Origin of the sequence: Afifella marina DSM 2698, from assembly GCF_900102695.1 — a bacterium.
In the GTDB taxonomy this organism is placed as follows: Bacteria; Pseudomonadota; Alphaproteobacteria; order Rhizobiales; family Afifellaceae; genus Afifella; species Afifella marina.
The window spans coordinates 71,772-89,725 of record NZ_FMVW01000001.1 but is presented as its reverse complement, the minus strand read 5'-3'; the positions used below and the strand labels follow the sequence as shown (position 1 = coordinate 89,725).

Sequence of the window (17,954 nt, the reverse complement as noted above, 5' to 3'; positions counted from 1 at the left end):
GGGCTGAGCCTTTTGCGTCGCCTCTCCCTTATGGGAGGTGGGAGAGCCTGTGCCCGGGCCGTGCATGATGGCTTTCGGGAGCGAACTCCCTCATTGCACCTTGAGAGCGCGACAGGAGCGTTCGAGGCAAAGCAAAAAACGGTGAGGCCAGTTCACTCCCCGATCGCGACCCCTTCGCGGCGCGGATCGGCACCGCCGGAGAGCCCGTCTTCCCCGATGGCGATCGCATGCAGGCCGGAATTGAGGTCGCGCGTCTCGACCGCGTAGCCGAGTGCTTCAAGCCCCTCCTGCAGATCCTCCGCAGAAGTGCCGGCCTCCAGATCGAAGGTGCCGAAGCGATTGACGGCATGCGGCAGGGCGGTTGCCTCTTGCACGTCCATGCCCCAATCGAGAATGCCGATCAGCGCCTCGGCGACATAGCCGATGATGCGGCTACCGCCCGGCGAGCCGATCGCCAATACCGGCGCGCCGTCGCGGAAAACGATGGTGGGCGCCATGGAAGATCGCGGCCGCTTGCCCGGCTCCACGCGGTTCGCCACCGGACGCCCGTCCTCATGGCTCTTGAAGGAAAAATCCGTGAGCTCGTTGTTCAGGAGAAAGCCGCGCACCATCAAGCGCGAGCCGAAGCCATTCTCGATCGTCGTCGTCATGGAGACGACATTGCCGTCACGATCGACGATGACGAAATGGCTGGTCGAAGGAAACTCGATCGCCTGATCGTCGACATAATTGAAGGCATGGTCCCATTGCGGCTCGCCGGGCTCGGCCGTCTTGAGACGCGCCTCGCCTTCCAGCAGCTTCGCCCGTTCCTTCATATAGGCCGGATCGAGAAGACCCTTGACCGGCGCAGGCACGAAATCCGTATCGGCGAGATAGCGGCCGCGATCGGCGAAGGCGAGACGGGAGGCGTCGCCGATCAGGCGCCAGGCGGCAACGCTTTCGGGCCCGAGCGCGACAAGATCGTAAGGCGCCAGCAGGCCCAGGATCTGGCCGACTGTCACACCACCGGAAGATGGCGGGCCCATGCCGCAGACCTGATAGACGCGGTAGGCGACACAGACCGGATCGCGCGCCTTCACCTCGTAATTTTCGAGATCCTGTAGTCGCATGACGCCCGGATTGGCATCGAAGCGGCGAATGGCGGCGATGATGTCTTCCGCGACCGGGCCTTCATAAAAGGCATCCGCCCCCTTCTCCGCGAGGAGCTTGAGCGTTGCGCCATAGGCCTCGTTCTTGAGGCGACCGTCGCCGGAAAGGGCGGACGAGAGATCGTCGAGAAAATAGGTTTTCGCCGCCTCCTGACGGGCAAGGCTGTCGGCTTCTTCAGCAACGAGGCCGGCAAGGCGCGGCGAAACCGGAAACCCGTCTTCGGCAAGCCGGATCGCGGGCTGAAACAGGTCCGGCCAGGAAAGCTTCCCCCAGCGCTTGTGCGCATCTTCCAGAAGCCTCGGTGTGCCAGGGACGCCGACGGAACGCCCGCCGATGACCGCATCGAAGAACTCAAGCGGCTCTCCGTCGTCGCCCAGAAAGAGTTCGGGCGTTGCGGCCGAGGGCGCCGTTTCGCGGCCGTCGAGCGTTGAGAGTTTCTTCGCGCCGGCATCCCAGTAAAGCAGGAAAGCGCCGCCGCCGAGACCGGAGGATTGCGGCTCGACAAGGCCGAGAACGAGCTGCACCGCCACCATCGCGTCGATGGCACTGCCGCCCTGCTTGAGGATCTCGGCGCCGGCTTCGGCGGCGAGCGGATTGGCTGCCGCCACCATCCAGTCCTTCGCGTCAACCGGGGCCGTCGCGGGCTCCGCCACCGGCGTGGCAAGCTCCGGCTGGATGCGATCCGAGACGTCCTGCGCCGCAGCGACAGACAGCAGCGCAAGACAGACGCAAGCGACAAGCCCTGCGCGGACAAGACCGTGCAGGGTCGAGACCGGAGCGATCATGGCCGGCCTAAAGATGCTGACCGCCGTCGATGTTGATCTCCGCCCCGATGACGTAGGAGGCGGCCTGCGAGCACAGGAAATGCACGACTTCCGCTACTTCCTTCGGATCGCCGATGCGGCGCATCGGCACGTCTCGCTCCACCACCTCGTCGGTGCCAGGCGACAGGATAGAGGTCATGATCTCGCCCGGTGCGACGGCATTGACGCGGATACCGGAGGCGGCGAGCTCATGGGCAAGTTCGCGGGTCAGCGCTGAAAGCGCGGCCTTCGAGGTCGCATAGGCGGCACCAGCGAAAGGATGGATGCGGAAGCCGGCGATCGAGGTGATGTTGACGACAGCGCCATTGGCACGCCTCAGCGGCTCGCGCAGCCCCTGCACCAGCACGGCCGGAGCGATGAAATTGACCATATGGACATCGCGCCAGATTTCGAGCGGCGTCTCCGCAGCTCCGAGCCGGCCGCCTTCGGTGTTCTTGGGCGAGATGCCGGCATTGTTGACGAGCGCCGTCAGGCCCTTCTCGCCGACGCGTTCGCGCAGCTGATCGATCGCGTACTGGATCGACTTCGGATCGGAGAGATCGACCTCAATGTGGCGGACATAGCCTTCCGCCCACGGACAGACGCGCGAGAACGGCGTGCGGGAGAGGGTGTAGACCTCCCAGTTCTCATCATAGAACTTGCGCACGATGGCGTGTCCGATGCCACGACTTGCACCGGTGACGGCCACGATCGGGCGCAAGCCCTGATCGGCGGCAAGCGCGGTATGGTCCACCGGGCACACGGCAGGTGCGTCCGCCGTAGGTTCGGCTGGCGCATCGTGAGCATGGGCAGGACAGCCTTCCGGAGGGCGTGTCTCCGTGGGCGCGGCGTGTGCCGGGCACTCACCCGGCTTGTCGATCGTCCTGTCGTCCATCACGGCCTCTCCTTCAGGGGGCCGTATGGCCCCCTCAGGCGAGCGTCGTTTCCACCGCCCGCCGGAATTTCTCAGCAAATTCGCCGACATGATCTTGCTCGATCACGAGCGGCGGCGAAACAGCAATAATGTCGCCCAAGGCACGGACCATCAAGCCTTCGTTCCAGCAAGCCTTGAAGATCGCCTGCCCCCGCTTGCCGGGTTTTTCGCCCGGACGGAACTCGACGGCGCCGATAAAGCCGTAATGACGGATATCAACGACTTCCGGCAGGTCGCGCAGGCTGAAGAGCGCATCGCCCAGAGCATCGCCCGCCGGACCCGAGGCGCGGGTCAGAAGGTTTTCGCGCTCATAAACGTCGAGGCAAGCGATCGAGGCCGCGCAGGCGAGCGGATGCGCCGAATACGTATAGCCGTGCAGGAGCTCGACACCGCCTTCGGGGCCGCGCGCCATGATCTCGTCATGGACGAAGTCTGCGACGGCGACCGCACCCATCGGGACCGTCGCGGCAGTCAGACCTTTTGCCATCGTCGTGATGTCGGGCTTTACGTCGAATTCCTGCGAAGCGAAGGGAGAGCCGAGGCGGCCGAACCCGGTGATGACCTCGTCGAGGATGAGAAGGACGCCGGTCTGATCGCAGATCTCACGCAGCCGCTTCAGATACCCTTTCGGCGGCAGATAGACACCGCCAGCACCGATCACCGGCTCGACGACGACGGCCGCGACCGTGGAAGCGTCGTGGAAAGCGATGAGTTCGGCCAGTTCTTCGGCAAGCTCTACACCGTGCTCGGGCAGGCCGCGGGTGAAGGCATTCTTCTGCGGCAGATGCGTGTGGCGCAGATGATCGGCCGGCAGCCAGGAGCCGAAGGCCGTGCGGTTGGCGGTGATGCCGCCGGCGGAAAGACCGCCGAAGCCCACACCATGATAGCCTTTCTGGCGGCCAATGATCTTCTTGCGGCCGCTCTGCCCGCGCGCATGGTGATAAGCATAAGCGACTTTTATCGCCGTATCGCAGGATTCAGAGCCGGAATTGGTGAAGAGGATATGGCCGAGACCCTCTGGCAGGATGGCGGAGAGGCGATCGGCGAGTTCAAAGGAAATCGTGTGGCCGAAGCCGAAACTCGGCGCGTAATCAAGGACCGGGAATTGCTCGGCGATGGCCTGGCCGATTTCTTTGCGTCCGTGTCCGAGATGCGAACACCACAAGGCGCCGCTCATGTCGAGGACGGGGCGATCATCGGGCGTGTAGTAATACATGCCCTCGGCGCGCGCGATCAAACGCGGATCGGTCCGGAAATCGCGGTTAGGGGTGAAGGGAAGCCAATGGTGCTCGAGGCTGATTGGCCGGTTGCGGGAGAAGTAGGTCGGTTGCTCGTTCATATACTATGGGTGCACCCGGCCTCACCTGGCGTCAACTCATCTTGTGAGCATGGACCGCGACAGAATTTTGCAGAGCCCCGCCCCCGGGAAAGCCGAACGCGCCGGCACTTCGGCAGCGATCTTTGCCCCCTGTCGTGCCTTCGTCTCCATGCCTATGATCATGTCCAGATGACACAACCAAGATCCGTCGTCCCGCGGGAAGGAATATGAACAACGGTCTCATCGCCGTCCTGGCCGCGATTGTCTATATCGGCGCGCTGTTCGCCATCGCATCTTACGGCGATCGGCGCGTGCAGCGGACTGGAGCGAGCGCGCGTCCGAACCTCTTTGCCCTCGCTTTGTCCGTCTATTGCACATCGTGGACGTTCTTCGGTTCGGTTGGCCTCGCCTCGCATTCGGGCCTCGGCTTTCTGCCGATCTATATCGGCCCCATCCTGATGTTCACCTTCGGCTTTCCGATCCTGCGGCGGATCGTGGCTCTGTCGAAGGAAGAGCGCATCACTTCCGTCGCCGACTTTCTGGGGGCCCGCTACGGCAAGAGCCAGGCCGTCGCAGTCGTCGCGACGCTCATTTCCGTCATCGGCGTCATTCCCTATGTGGCCCTGCAGCTGAAGGCGATCTCGTCTTCCATCTCCACCATGGTTCCGGAGCTCGGCGAGGATGCGGCCGAAGCGCTTCCCCTTCTCGGCGATACGGCCTTCATCATCGCCGTGGTACTGGCAATCTTCGCCATCCTCTTCGGCACCCGCCATGCCGACGCGACGGAGCACCAGCATGGGATGATGCTGGCCGTTGCCTGGGAGGCGGTAGTCAAGCTCATCGCCTTCCTAATTGCCGGCATCTTCGTCGTCTTCTTCCTGTTTGGGGGACCCTCGGAGCTTTACGCACTCGCCGTGGAAAGCCGGGAAGTCCAAACAATGGTCTCAAACGGCCTCGTCGGGGGCGAATGGGTGGCGATGACGGCGATCGCCTTCACCGCTGCGATCCTGTTGCCGCGGCAATTCCACATCACAGTCGTGGAAAACAACTCCCTCGCCGAGCTCGAACGCGCACGCTGGCTGTTTCCAGCCTATCTCGTCGCCATCAATATCTTCGTGGTTCCCATTGCGATCGCAGGCCTGATCGCCTTCGGTTCCTCCGTCGATGCCGACCTTTTCGTCCTGGAACTCCCACACCGCGCGGATTTCCCGATCGTCGCCTTGGTCGTTTTTCTGGGCGGGCTCTCCGCGGCAACCGCCATGGTCATCGTCGGCTGCGTGGCGCTTGCCATCATGATCTCCAACGAGATCGTGCTTCCGGCCTATCTGAAACGGAAGCAAACGCGCCAGCGCGATGACATGTCTCGCTTTATCCTGGCTGTCCGCCGCATCGCGATCACCGTCATCTTGTTGTGCAGCTACGCGTATTACCGGGCGGCCGGCACGGCAGCGCTTGCCTCGATCGGCCTTCTCGCCTTCGCAGCCGTCGCACAGCTCGCACCCGCCTTCTTCGGGGGACTTCTATCGCGGCGGATTACCTCCCGCGGCGCCATCGCCGGCATGACCTCGGGGCTCGTGATCTGGACCTATACGCTGCTCCTGCCGACATTCGTTCAAGCGGGCCTCATCGGCGAGGGATTTCTCAATCCGGGCCCATTCGGAATCGCATGGCTCCGGCCGCAGGCGATGTTCGGTCTCCACCTCGATCCACTTTCGCACGGCGTCTTCTGGAGCATCAGCGTCAATTGCGCCTTGATGATCCTCGTTTCTCTGGCGCGCGCGCCAGAGGCGATCGAGCGCCTGCAGGCGAAAATCTTCGTCCCCTCCGAGATGGGGCCGACACCGGCACTCAAGCCTTTGCGCACACATGTCACCTACGGAGACCTGAAGGAGACGGTGGCGCGATATCTCGGCCAGGAGCGTACATCACGCTCGTTCGCCAATATGGAGCAGGCGACGGGTCGCTCGACCGATCTCAGCGAGCCAGTCGACCACCAAGCGGTCCGCTTCGCCGAACAGCTTCTCGGGTCGGCCATCGGTGCGGCCTCCTCCCGTCTCGTCATGTCGCTCCTTCTCAAGCGCAGCGATCCCTCGACGCGCGAAGCGCACCAGCTGCTCGACGATGCCACGGAAGCGCTGCATTACAATCGCGACCTCCTGCAAAGCGTGCTCGACCATATGCGTCAGGGCATCGCTGTCTTTGACCGGGATTTGGCTCTCATCGCATGGAACCGGCCTTTCCGTCAGATCATGCATCTGCCAATCGAGTTCGGTCAGGTCGGCGTCTCGCTCCGCGATGTTCTGCGCCATACGGCACGCATCGGCTTCCTCGGCGAAGGCGATCCGGACCGGCTCGCCGATCAGCGCATGCATGCGCTCGTCTCAAGGCTGCAACCCTTCGTATCGCGTCACCCGGCGACCGATAGCGTCATCCGCATCGAAACCCGCCGCATGTCCGATGGCGGCATTGCGCTTACCTTCTCCGACGTGACCGAAGAGGTGGAGAGCAAACGGGCGCTCGAAATGGCGAAATCCAATCTCGAGCGGCGGGTGGAAGAACGCACCGCCGAGCTCACCCGCATCAACGAGGCCTTAAAGAAAGCGAGTGCGGCCGCGCAGGAAGCCAATATCTCCAAGACGCGCTTTATTGCAGCGGCCGGACACGACATTTTGCAGCCGCTCAATGCGGCACGGCTTTACGCGACCGCGCTTTCGGACCGCACGAAAGATCTCCCGGCAGCCCCTCTTGTGCGCGACCTCGAAGCCTCGCTCGATTCCGTGGAGGAGATTTTCCGCGCCGTCCTCGACCTCTCGCGTCTCGATACAGGCGCGATTACACCCGAGCTCAGGCCCTTTAATCTGCGTAAATTGTTCGATCAGATCCGCGTCGAGTTCGAGCCCATGGCGCGGGAGAAAGGTCTCGAATTTCGGATTTTACCGACATCCCTTTCGGTGACGAGCGATCCGTCGCTGCTTGGACGTCTCCTGCGCAACCTCGTCTCCAACGCGATCAAATACTGCGCTTCCGGCCGGGTGGTCGTCGGCTGCCGGCGCAAGAACGCCATGGTCTCCATCGAGATCCTCGATACGGGCATCGGGATTCCCTTCTCAGATCAAGAGGTGATCTACCATGAGTTCCGGCGTCTCGATGCCGGAGCCAAGGTCGCTCACGGTCTCGGTCTCGGTCTTTCGATCGTGCAGCGGCTCGGGCGGGTTCTCGGAGCCGAAGTGCGTCTGCAATCGGTCGTTGGAAAGGGGACGCATTTTTCCGTAACGGTGCCGCTGGCAATCGCCGTTCCTAAGGAAACGAACGAAGGCGCTCCTCCCGCGCCACCGCCGGGATCGGTCTCCGGGCTCACCGTGCTTTGCATCGACAATGACGACAAAATTCTATCCGGCATGGCGGCGCTTCTCGCCGGCTGGGGCTCGACCCCACTGACAGCCAGCAATATGCGGGAGGGGATGGCATTGTTGCAGCAAGAGCGCACGCTGCCCGACCTCATCCTCATCGACTATCATCTCGATGAGAGCGACGGGCTCAGCGTCGTTACCGACATGCGCTGGAAGTTGAGCCGAACCATACCGGCGATCCTGATCACCGCAGACCGCTCCGAAGAGGTGCGCCAGGCCGCGATGAAGGCCGGCGTCAGGATACTCAACAAGCCGCTGAAGCCTGCCGCGCTACGCGCCTTGATGGCGCAATGCAAACCCGCGCCCGTGGCGGCAGAATAAGCTCTCGGCGGAACAAGTTCGGCCCTGCTGCGAGCCCCCACTATTCTTCGATCGCGCCGCGCCATTCGCCGGCTTCGATGCGGCCGGCCGCGAGCACTGCCTTGGTGCGGTTCTCCACGCCGAGCTTTTGCAGAATCGCGGAGACATGCGCCTTGACGGTCGCCTCTGAGACACCAAGCTCGTATGCGATCTGTTTGTTGAGAAGCCCCTCGCCCAGCATCATCAGAACGCGGACCTGTTGCGGGGTCAGGCTGCGCAGACGCTCCAGAAGCTCGGCCGTTTCACGATCGCTTTCGGCCCCGATGAGATCGTCCGGAATCCAATGCTCGCCGCGCAGAACCGTGCGAATGGCTTCGGAAATCGTTTCAAGAGAAGCCGACTTGGAGATGAAGCCAGAGGCGCCAAGGCCGATCGCATTGCGCACAGTCGCCGGATCATCCATCGCGGAAATGATGCAAATCGGCGCCGCCGGATATTGACCGCGCAGATACATAAGCCCCGAGAAGCCGCGTGCGCCGGGCATCTTCAGATCGAAGAGCACGATGTCGGCCTCACCTATGCGATCGAGAGCTGCGGCGACTTCATCGAGAGTACCCGCCTCAATAATCTCAACATCGGCAAAAGCGGATTGGATCGCGCTCCGCAAAGCATTGCGGAACAACGGGTGATCGTCTGCAATCACAAAAACAGGACTATCGCTCAAACCGTCACCTAATTGGGGGACAGGGGCGCAGGGCGCCATTTGGCCGGGATGAATGCCGTAAAAGCATTGCACAGAACCTTTTCATACCCTGTTATCGCACATGGTGAAGGACAAAAAGGGACATGGGAGATGCGCCGAATCCGGCTATCCTTCTCATTCCGCAGACGGATCGGGTTCGTGCTGCAACGTTTCCAGCGAACGATAAACGATCTCAGACATGTCTGGAACGTCAGAAAACCCGCGGGTTCGGCGGGCATCGGAGCCTCGTGAAGTGTCGAGAAAGGCGCGTATCGAAGCATGAGTCACCTTCCTTATTCGATCGATACTGACTTCTTCACGGCTTATGCACGCACCATCTGGGGCTTCTTTGTCGCAGTTCTGGTGGGATCGATCCTCCTGCTTATGGCGCTCGATGCGCTCGGCCTGCCGCAAGCGGTGATCGGGATGGTTTGTTTGGCCGGATCGCTCATCGCCTTTGTCGGCATCGGGCTTGCGTCCGGCAGCACGCAGGCCAAGGGCTTTTTTCTCGCCGGCGGTAGCGTGCCGGCAGGCTACAACGGCATGGCAGCCGCTGCGGCCTATCTTTCGACCGCATGGTTCCTGCTTCTCGGCGCGGCTTTCAGTTCCTGGGGGGCAGCCGCGTGGGCGATCGTCGCCGGAGCGCTCATCGGCCTTGCAGCGGGCGGCTATTACCTTGCCACGCCCATGCGCCAGAGCGGCGCGACCAGCACAGCGGATTTTCTGGCGCGACGGCTTGCCAGCCCGTCGGTACGCCTTGCGGCCTCGCTCATCGTCATAGCCACGGGCTTCATGCTGCTTGCAGTCATCTTCAACACGGGCGGCCGCGTCACAGAAAACCTTCTCGGCCTACCCTTCGGATGGGGTGTCGGCACAATCGCAGCGATCGTCGCGCTGATGCTCATTCTCGGCGGCATGCGCAGCACGACATGGACGCAGACGGCACAGTTCATCGTGATGTTCGCCGCCTTCCTCCTGCCGGTGACGATCGCGGCCGCCGAGCGCTACGGCTGGCCGTTGCCACAGCTCGCCTTGAGAGATGCGGCCTCCGCCGTGCGCACGATCGCAAGTGCCGATCCGCGCGCCGCACCGGAAGCGGCAGGCCTCTCCCTCTTCGGATATTTCCGGCCAGCCGATCTTGCCGGATTGCTGGCGTTCACAGCCCTGTGCAGCGTGGCTCTACCACATGTTCTTGAACGCTATCTGACGGCGCCGTCCCCCGCCAGCGCGAGACGCAGCTCACGCTGGCTTCTCCTTTTTGCCGGCCTGTTTCTGGTCACAGCCCCGACCTATGCCGCGTTCAGCCTGCTCGAGCTGCTGCGCGACGTGGTCGGCATGCCGCTGCAATCATTGCCGGACTGGGTGTTTTCGCATGGTCAGGCGGGCAGCCTTGCACTGTGCGGAGCGCCGGCCGTCTCACCCGAAGCGATCAGAGCGGCGTGCGGCGCGCGCGTGGACACGATCGGTCTTTCCCTCTCCGACATTCGCCTCGCCAGCGAGACGATGATCATCAGCTTTGCGGAGCGTGAAGGGCTCTCCTTCGCCTTTTCGAGCCTTATCTTCGCGGGCACCGTCGCCGCCGCGTTGTCGAGCGCAAGCGGGCTGTTGATGGCAATCGTCGGGACCGCCAGCCATGATATCCAGCACCAGCTTTTGATGCCCGATATGCCGGTCGGTAAGCGGCTTTTGTCGGCACGTTTGACAATGCTCGGTGCGATCGGGCTTGCCGCGACGTGGGCGCTGGAGCCGAACCGCGCGGTGATCGATCTCGGTTTTCTGGCGCTCGGCCTTCTCGCGGCGGGGCTCATGCCGGTCCTCATCGCAACGGCGCGCGCGCCCCATGTGCGGCCGCTGCCGGCGCTGCTCTCCATGCTCGCCGGAACGGCCACGCTTCTGACCTTGTTCATGCTGCAGCGGTTCGGCTTCGACCTGCGCGCGGCAAGCGGTGACGAATGGCAGCCTCAGGCTTTCGCGGCGTTGAGCGAGGCCGGCACTCCTCTCGTTGGCTCGACCTTCATCGCCATCGCGGCATCGACGGCAACCCTCATTCTGGCCTCCGTTCTCGTTCCGACGACAACGTTGGCGGCTCGGCGGGGACGGCGTCTCAAAGCACAGATCGCCCAACCGGAGGAGCTGTTGCGGTTAGCCTCTGAGCGAATATCTCAGCTGCCGAAATAAACGAGCTTGAGACTGCGCCTGTGCGGGCGAGTGCGATGCTCGACGAGATAGACGCCTTGCCAGGTGCCGAGAGCGAGGCGGCCGTCCTCGACCGGGACGGTCAAGGAGACATCGGTCAGCATGGTCCGGATATGGGCGGGCATATCGTCCGCTCCCTCCGTGTCGTGCACCCAGCCGGCATTTTGCGGGGCCAGGCGGTCGAGTGCGGTCAGAAGATCCGTCTGCACGGAAGGGTCGGCGTTTTCCTGGATGGTGAGCGACGCCGAGGTATGCCGCACGAAGACACAGAGAAGTCCGCTCCGGGCTCCCGCCTCGCGCAGCCATTCCTGCAGTTCGGCCGTGATGTCGATGAAGCCTTGACCGCGCGTCGGTAGGGAGAGGCCGCTTTGGACGAGGCGCGCAGCCATCGTCTCGGTCGTCTCGTCGAAGCTCACATCGCGTGTGCGTGATCCCGCCATTGCGCTCGTCCTTGTTCCTTTCGGGATGTCGTCACAGGCGGTCGTCGTTGAAATCGCGCTTCAGCTCTTTCACCATTCCGAAGAAGCGGCGCATGACCTGATCGCTGAGATCGAAAAAGTGATCGACCTTCTCCCGCTCCTCAGACGTCATCCTCTCGTTGTCGCGCTCGGAGGCAGGCGGAGACGACGGCGTCGCGGTGAGGCTCTCAAGCTTCCTCTCGAGCCCATCGAGGCGTTGCGACAAAGCCTTGATCTCCTCCCGATAGGCGAGCCGCTCATCAGCGACGAGGCGGCAGACGGCGCCCTCGCCCATGCCTTCGCAGCGCGAGACCTCGCCCGTTTTGGTGTCGAGACGCAAGGCGCCCTTCTCAATCGGCACGAAAACATAACGCTCGGCGGTCGAGCGATCGGTAACGCCATTGGCCGTGCGCGGCGGCTCGGCCGCAATCGCCGGCGCCAAGGCCGACAAGGAGATGCCGACGCCCATCAAGAAGACGACGGCAAGCGAAAGAGAACGCATGGCTCTGTCCTTTTTGATGTGCACAAAGGCGCAGCGGCGACGGCACCGCTTTCGGCGCGGCGCAGCTTCGTTATCATGGCGGCTGCAATGCAGCATCTCATCTACAAGATAGCGCCAAAGCCCCTGTGGTGCGAGGCCGAGGCGGCCGGCGTCTTCGACGGGGCTCCGGTCGACCAGGCCGACGGCTTCATCCATTTCTCAAGCGCCGAGCAGGTCGGCGAAACGGCGGCGCAGCATTTTGCCGGTCAGGCCGATCTGCTGATCGTCGCCGTCGATGCGGAACGGCTCGGCCCTTCGCTCAAATGGGAGCCGTCGCGCGGCGGCGCGCTCTTCCCGCACCTTTACGTTCCCCTCCCACTGTCATCGGTCTTGTGGGTGAAAGACCTGCCGCTTGGCGAGGATGGGCGGCACCGTCTGCCGGAGGAAATCCGGGCGGAGGGCAGCACGTGAATCTGGATCAAATGGCCGCCGGGCTTATGCGCATTCTGCCGCCGGAGCGCGCCCATGCGCTCGCCTTCGCGATGCTCAAACGCTTCGGGCGGACCAGACGCCAGCGCGACGCGCACGGCAAGCTCGCCGTCAACCTCTTCGGTCTCTCCTTCGCCAATCCTGTTGGTCTTGCCGCGGGTTTTGACAAAAACGCGGAGGCCATCGACGGTCTTCTCAATCTCGGCTTCGGGTCGATCGAGGTCGGAACCGTGACGCCGCGCCCGCAAAGCGGCAATCCGCGCCCACGGCTGTTCCGGCTGACATCGGATCGCGCCATCATCAATCGCATGGGCTTCAACAATGATGGCCACGAGGCCATCGCCCAGCGCCTCGAAGAACGGCGCGGCCGAGGCGGGCTCGTCGGCGTCAATATTGGCGCCAACCGCGATCAAGAAGATCCCGCCGCCGACTATGTCGCCGGCATTCGCCGCTTCGCCCAGCATGCGAGCTGGCTCACCATCAACATTTCCTCCCCCAATACACCGGGGCTGCGCGGCCTACAGGAGGCGGGTACCTTCGACCGGCTGCTCGGCCGCTGCCTGGAGGCGCGCGAGGCGGTGCCGTCGCCGCGGCGCGTCCCGCTTCTCGTCAAGATCGCGCCGGATCTCACCGAGAAGCAGCTCGCCTCGCTCATCGAAACCAGCGTCGATATGGGCGTGAGCGGGCTCATCATCTCCAACACCACGATTGCGCGCCCGCCCCTCAAGGCGAGGCGACTGGCGCAAGAAAAAGGCGGGCTTTCCGGCCTTCCACTTTTCAATCCGTCGACAGCCATGCTGGCGCGCGCACGCCAACTCGCTGGGCCCAAGCTGCCGCTGATCGGCGTCGGCGGCATCCATGACGCGCATTCCGCTTGGGCCAAACTCGTGGCAGGCGCCGACCTCGTTCAGGTCTATACAGGCTTCGTCTTCGAAGGGCCGCGCTTCGCACAGCGCATCAAGGCGGGGCTTTCGGAAGAGCTCGACAAACGCAATTTCAGTGCAATCAGCGATGCCCGCGGCATCGAGACAGCCCGTTGGGCCGCTGCCTGGCCGCCGCAGGACTAGCTTTCAAAAACGCAGCCACTGCAACGCTTCAAATTGTAGCCGTCTCCATCCCCTGCCGTTTCACGGGGAGCCGCCAGGCGAGCGTCAAACCACGCAGTCCGAGGAAGACGAGCAGCGCGGCCCACAAACCGTGATTGCCGAAAGGCGGCATGAGGACGAAACACAGGACGAAAAAGCTGGCGAGGGAGGCGAGCATCATATTGCGCATCTCCTTCGACCAGGTGGCGCCGATGAAGACGCCATCCATCTGGAAGGCGAGTGCGCCGGCAAGCGGCGTGAGGCAGGCCCAGGGAAGATAAAGCCGGGCCGTTTCCCGCACATCCTGCGACGTCGTCATCATGTCGACCAGCGTTCCTCCGGCGAGAAAGTAAAGGCCGACGAGCGACAGCGCGAGGGCGAAGCCCCAGACGACCGTGAGGCGGACAGCGCGGTCGAAGGCCGGTGGAAAACGCGCGCCGACGGCACGTCCGACGAGCTGTTCGGCTGCGTTGGCAAAACCATCGAGAAAATATCCGGCGACCAGGAAGAAGTGCATCAGCACAGAATTGGCCGCAAGCGTGACCGCGCCGAGCGCCGCGCCCTGGCGGGTAAAGAAGGCGAAAGCGAAGAGCACCGAGAAGGAGCGGATCATGATGTCGCGATTGACGACGATGAGCCGCGCGAAGCCCGCCTTTTCGAAAACCCGCTTGAGGGATGGCCGCTGTGCGCCGCTCACATGCGGGATGAGGAAGGGCAGGAAAGCGAAAAAAGCCACCATTTCGGCGATGACCGACGCCGCCGCGACGCCGGTGACCCCCCAGCCAAAATCAAGCACGAAGAGAAGCGACAGGACGATATTGGTGAGCGTCAGTACGGTCTGCAGCGCCAGCACCAGAAAGGAACGGCCGACGCCGAGCGCCCAGCCGACCAAGGCGTAGTTCGCCAACATGAAGGGTGCGGCCCAAATGCGCACTAGGAGATAGTTGGAGGTCGCATCGGCGACATTCGGTCCGACATCCATGGCGACGATGCCAAGACGCGTGACCGGCACCTGAAAAAGGATGATGAGGAGGCCGGCAACAAGCGCGATCAGAAGCGCGCGCACCAGGATCGCCTGCTCCTCCTTGCGATCGTTGGCGCCAAACGCCTGGGCGACGAGGCCCGTCGTGCCCGAGCGCAGAAAATTGAGGGTCGTGAAGATCACGTCGAGGATGATCGCGCCGACCGCGATGCCGCCAATGAACGCCGCATCTCCGAGCTGGCCGATCACGGCCGTATCCACCAGCCCCGCGAGCGGCACCGAAAGATAGGCGAGCGTCATTGGCACGGCGATGCCGAGAACCAGCCGATTGTTGACCACAAAAGGCTTTGGGGCGGGCTCCATCGCGGGCTTTGTCGGGGCGCCTGCTTGTTCAGGCGATGGGACGGGGCTCGTTTCGCTCATCATCTAAGCCATACAACAAACGGTCGACCGCGAAACCACTAAAAAGTTCACAATATGTTCCGCGGATCGTTTGACGTGAGCGAACGCGTCCGCGAGGTTTCAGTCTCGGCGCCCGCCCATCAAAGAGAACAGGCGCATGACGAGGAAAATCGGGACGACAATGAGCGCGCCAAAGAGGAAGTAGCCGAAGGCGTCGGAAAAGACGGCGAAACCCATGTGGTAGACGCGCATGACGAAGCGCTCCGCCCAATAATAGATATCGAACGGATGCACGTTGAGCACCGACAGCACCAGGCCGACGATCACCGACAGGACGATGAGACGAAGAAGGACCCGAAATGGGGAATCGCCCAGGAAGCGTGTCATCCGGCCCGCCATGCTCGCGTCTCCTCTTGTGCGATCGGCTGAGAGCTAGGGTTTCGAAACCCGAATGGCAAGCCGATACGTCGAGACACCAATCATTGATTATACCTGCTGCGGCAGCAGTTTTTCCAGGTCGTCGAGACGATCGGCCTCCGCAGCGGGCTTGTCCCATCTGATACGGCTGATGCGCGGAAAGCGCATGGCGACGCCGGATTTGTGGCGGCTGGAACGGGCGAGGCCTTCGAAGGCCACCTCGAGGACGAGACCGGCGTCAGGCCCGGCCCGCACCGCCCGCACAGGGCCGAAGCGATCGACCGTGTTGTTGCGCACGAACCGGTCGAGCTCCTTCAGCTCCTCATCCGTGAAACCGAAATAAGCCTTGCCGACGGGGACAAGTTCTCCATCCTCGGCTTTCTCCGCTGTCCAGACGCCAAATGTGTAATCGGAATAAAACGAGGAGCGGCGGCCGTGGCCGCGCTGGGCATACATGAGCACGGCATCGACCAGGAAGGGATCACGCTTCCATTTGAACCAGGGGCCTTTCGGTCGCCCGGCCACATAGGCGGTGTCCCAGCGCTTCAGCATCAGGCCTTCGGCGATTTCATCGAGGCGGCCCTCCGCGGGCGGGTTGGCCCGAAGATGCGCAAGCTCGTCCCAATCGCTGAAGTCGACGAGGGGAGAAATATCGATGCGCGGCGAGGACAAACGAGCGATGAAATCCTCAAGCCGGCGCCGCCGTTCTGCGAAGGCAAGCGGTCGGAGATCTTCGTCGCCTTCCTGCAAGAGATCGTAGGCCCGGATGAAGGCCGGATAATCCTTTAGTGCCTTCGACGTCACGCGCTTGCGGTTGAGGCGTTGCTGCAAATCCGAAAAGGGCGCGATCGCCATCCCCTCTTCGCCTTGCCGCGCCACCAGGAGCTCGCCGTCGATCGCGCCATCGAAGTCCATCTGCTCCAAAACGTCGGGAAAGGCACCGGAGATGTCATCGCCGGTGCGGGAATAAAGCCGGCATTCTCCTCCTGAAGCCGCTGCCTGGATCCGAATCCCGTCCCACTTCCACTCGGCCGCATAATCTCTCGGCTCGAGCTTCGCGAAATCCTCGTCCTGAATGGCGCTTGCCAGCATCACCGGCCGGAAGGGCACCTTCTGTTTGGATTGCGGCCTTTCTCCCCGCCCTTCCAGAAAGGCGAACAGATCGGCGTAAGGCGGCTTCAGGCCATGCCACATCTCCTCGATCTCGGTTGCCGGGCAACCACCGAATTCCGCCAAGGCCTGGCGCGCGAGGCGGGCCGTCACGCCGATCCTAAGCCCGCCGGTGATGAGCTTCAAAAGCGCGTAACGCCCGCTCGGATCGAGTTCGTCGAGCCAGCCGGCGACGAGCTTCGGCCCTTCGAGGCGCGATGCGACCCTGAGCCGTTCTACCACCTCGGCGAGATGCAGCGATGCGCCGGGATCGCTCTCGCCCGGCCAGATCAGGGAGACGGTCTCAGCGAGGTCGCCCACATAATCATAGGAAAGCGCGAAGAGGACGGGATCGACCCGCTCCTCCACCAAGACGCGGACCATCGCTGGCTTGACCGAGACGATGTCGAGATCGCCGGTGATCGCCGCAACGGCGTAACCGCGATCGGGATCATTCACCTGACGCAGATAATCGACGAGAAGCCTGATCTTGCCGTTGCGCTGCGGCGTCAGGGTGAGACGGTCGAGGAGGGCGGCAAAGGCCTGCATGCCGCGAATATAGGCATCCAGGTGACGGTGACGAGCGACGCGTTGCGTCTTCAGGCCCCTAAAAGCCGTTGCTGCAGCGCAATATCACCGAGTCTTCGCAAGCCCTGCGACAGCTCGCCTCAGTAGCACAAGTGTGCCGACGCATCAGGCACTTGATGGACAATTGTGCTATGCAAAAACAATCCTGCTGCATTGCAAGAGACCGGGTTGGCAGACGCCCGCAGCCACCGCATCTTAGGGTCGTCCATCAGCCGCCGTTGCCGTCCCGATATGGCTCGGCTTCGTCTCCGGAAGGATCGCATCATGGCCCATGCCGCACACGGCTCTTTCAGTTTCGCCGGCCGGCTCCACGTGCCCGCTCGGTTTCGCCGCGCATTGAATTGGATCATTTGGGCGCGCGAGGCGGAAGCCATCCGTCGCATCGAGCAGGAATCCGGCTTTCTCATCGGACCGTCGCAGCTTCGCGAGATGAAGCGCCATCACCTCGCGCACCGGCCGCTTTGACGGCCTGCCTGGCAGAGGTCGCATGACGGCTTACATCCGCAAGCTCTGGCCGTATGAGGCCGCGCTCTTCACGGAGCATCTGTGTCGTCTCGGCCCCGAGGCGCGGCGTATGCGCTTTGCTGGCCCCGTCAACGACGCGCGCATCCAGAATTATGTTCGCGAAGCCTGGGATCTGGACACCACGATCCTCGGCTACTTCGTCAACGGCGTTATCCGCGGCTCGGCGGAACTGCACCCGCTCACCAAAGAATGGACGGGCAAAGCCGAGGCCGCGTTCGCCATCGAAGAGGCCTGGCAGGGGCGAGGCGTCGGCCGGGCGCTTCTTGCGCGCACCTTCACGCTCGCCCGCAATCGCGGCTTTCGCCAGCTGCATCTCTTCTGTCTGCAAGAGAACCGGCGCATGCTGAAGCTCGCGCGCGAGCTCGGCGCCCGTCTCACTTATGACGAAGGTGAAGTCGACGCTCTGCTCGAACCGCCACTTGCCAATCCGTTCTCCTGGTACGGTGAAGCGCTCGACGACGCAGAAAGCGCGTTCCAGGCGACATTGAGCCTGCTGCAGCCGAAGCCTGCCGGCGTGGCCGCCTGA

General features: G+C 63.0%; 15 protein-coding genes. 6 read left to right on the top strand and 9 right to left on the bottom strand.

What is annotated here, in order from left to right; all coding sequences use genetic code 11:
* Positions 1–152: 152 nt before the first annotated feature.
* From ggt to aptA, 3 genes are read right to left on the bottom strand one after another with little or no spacing between them, the layout of a single operon-like run.
* The gene (gene ggt / locus BLP76_RS00405) at positions 153–1,934 is read right to left on the bottom strand and encodes a gamma-glutamyltransferase (RefSeq protein ID WP_092808933.1); all 1,782 of its coding nucleotides are present in this window, start codon (positions 1,932–1,934) and stop codon (positions 153–155) included.
* A 7-nt stretch (positions 1,935–1,941) separates the two neighbouring features.
* Positions 1,942–2,847, bottom strand: a complete 906-nt coding sequence (locus tag BLP76_RS00400; RefSeq protein ID WP_092808932.1) for an SDR family NAD(P)-dependent oxidoreductase — start codon at positions 2,845–2,847, stop codon at positions 1,942–1,944.
* A 34-nt stretch (positions 2,848–2,881) separates the two neighbouring features.
* On the bottom strand, positions 2,882–4,225 hold the full coding sequence (gene aptA / locus BLP76_RS00395; RefSeq protein ID WP_092808931.1) for an omega-aminotransferase AptA: 1,344 nt from the start codon (positions 4,223–4,225) through the stop codon (positions 2,882–2,884).
* Positions 4,226–4,431: 206 nt separating this feature from the next.
* On the opposite strand from aptA, the gene BLP76_RS00390 reads away from it, so the two are divergent.
* Positions 4,432–7,935 (top strand): hybrid sensor histidine kinase/response regulator, encoded by a 3,504-nt coding sequence (locus BLP76_RS00390; RefSeq protein WP_092808930.1) that lies wholly within the window; start codon positions 4,432–4,434, stop codon positions 7,933–7,935.
* Positions 7,936–7,975: 40 nt separating this feature from the next.
* Here BLP76_RS00390 and BLP76_RS00385 read toward each other — a convergent pair whose 3' ends face one another.
* Positions 7,976–8,677 carry a response regulator gene (locus tag BLP76_RS00385; RefSeq protein ID WP_092809979.1) on the bottom strand — a complete coding sequence of 234 codons (702 nt, stop codon included), beginning with the start codon at positions 8,675–8,677 and terminating at the stop codon, positions 7,976–7,978.
* A 258-nt stretch (positions 8,678–8,935) separates the two neighbouring features.
* Here BLP76_RS00385 and BLP76_RS00380 point away from each other — a divergent pair, with 258 nt between their 5' ends.
* A complete protein-coding gene (locus tag BLP76_RS00380; RefSeq protein WP_092808929.1) occupies positions 8,936–10,834 on the top strand; it encodes a sodium:solute symporter family transporter in 1,899 nt (632 codons plus the stop codon).
* Here the strand turns inward: BLP76_RS00380 and BLP76_RS00375 are convergent.
* On the bottom strand, positions 10,819–11,292 hold the full coding sequence (locus tag BLP76_RS00375; RefSeq protein WP_420867607.1) for a secondary thiamine-phosphate synthase enzyme YjbQ: 474 nt from the start codon (positions 11,290–11,292) through the stop codon (positions 10,819–10,821). The two genes, BLP76_RS00380 and BLP76_RS00375, sit on opposite strands and share 16 nt — an antisense overlap.
* A 31-nt stretch (positions 11,293–11,323) precedes the next feature.
* Entirely contained in the window at positions 11,324–11,812 is a 489-nt protein-coding gene (locus BLP76_RS00370; RefSeq protein WP_092808928.1) for a hypothetical protein, read from the bottom strand.
* Between the two features lie 87 nt (positions 11,813–11,899).
* On the opposite strand from BLP76_RS00370, the gene BLP76_RS00365 reads away from it, so the two are divergent.
* Both BLP76_RS00365 and BLP76_RS00360 read left to right on the top strand, forming a co-directional pair.
* Positions 11,900–12,262: a DUF952 domain-containing protein gene (locus BLP76_RS00365; protein ID WP_092809975.1), complete on the top strand. Its 363-nt coding sequence runs from the start codon at positions 11,900–11,902 to the stop codon at positions 12,260–12,262.
* Positions 12,259–13,347: a quinone-dependent dihydroorotate dehydrogenase gene (locus tag BLP76_RS00360; RefSeq protein ID WP_244514321.1), complete on the top strand. Its 1,089-nt coding sequence runs from the start codon at positions 12,259–12,261 to the stop codon at positions 13,345–13,347. The genes BLP76_RS00365 and BLP76_RS00360 overlap by 4 nt, the downstream gene beginning before the upstream one ends.
* Before the next feature lie 28 nt (positions 13,348–13,375).
* Here BLP76_RS00360 and BLP76_RS00355 read toward each other — a convergent pair whose 3' ends face one another.
* The 3 genes from BLP76_RS00355 to BLP76_RS00345 all read right to left on the bottom strand — a co-directional run bounded on the left by BLP76_RS00355 (position 13,376) and on the right by BLP76_RS00345 (position 16,864).
* Complete coding sequence (locus BLP76_RS00355; protein ID WP_092808927.1) at positions 13,376–14,710, bottom strand: MATE family efflux transporter; 1,335 nt, start codon at positions 14,708–14,710, stop codon at positions 13,376–13,378.
* Positions 14,711–14,869: 159 nt separating this feature from the next.
* Positions 14,870–15,148 carry a DUF6460 domain-containing protein gene (locus BLP76_RS00350; RefSeq protein WP_092808926.1) on the bottom strand — a complete coding sequence of 93 codons (279 nt, stop codon included), beginning with the start codon at positions 15,146–15,148 and terminating at the stop codon, positions 14,870–14,872.
* An 87-nt stretch (positions 15,149–15,235) separates the two neighbouring features.
* Positions 15,236–16,864, bottom strand: coding sequence for a cisplatin damage response ATP-dependent DNA ligase (locus tag BLP76_RS00345; protein WP_092808925.1), 1,629 nt, complete (start codon positions 16,862–16,864; stop codon positions 15,236–15,238).
* A 303-nt stretch (positions 16,865–17,167) separates the two neighbouring features.
* Between BLP76_RS00345 and BLP76_RS00340 the strand changes: the two genes are divergently transcribed.
* Both BLP76_RS00340 and BLP76_RS00335 read left to right on the top strand, forming a co-directional pair.
* A complete protein-coding gene (locus tag BLP76_RS00340; protein ID WP_092808924.1) occupies positions 17,168–17,368 on the top strand; it encodes a hypothetical protein in 201 nt (66 codons plus the stop codon).
* A 22-nt stretch (positions 17,369–17,390) separates the two neighbouring features.
* Positions 17,391–17,954, top strand: coding sequence for a GNAT family N-acetyltransferase (locus BLP76_RS00335; protein ID WP_092808923.1), 564 nt, complete (start codon positions 17,391–17,393; stop codon positions 17,952–17,954).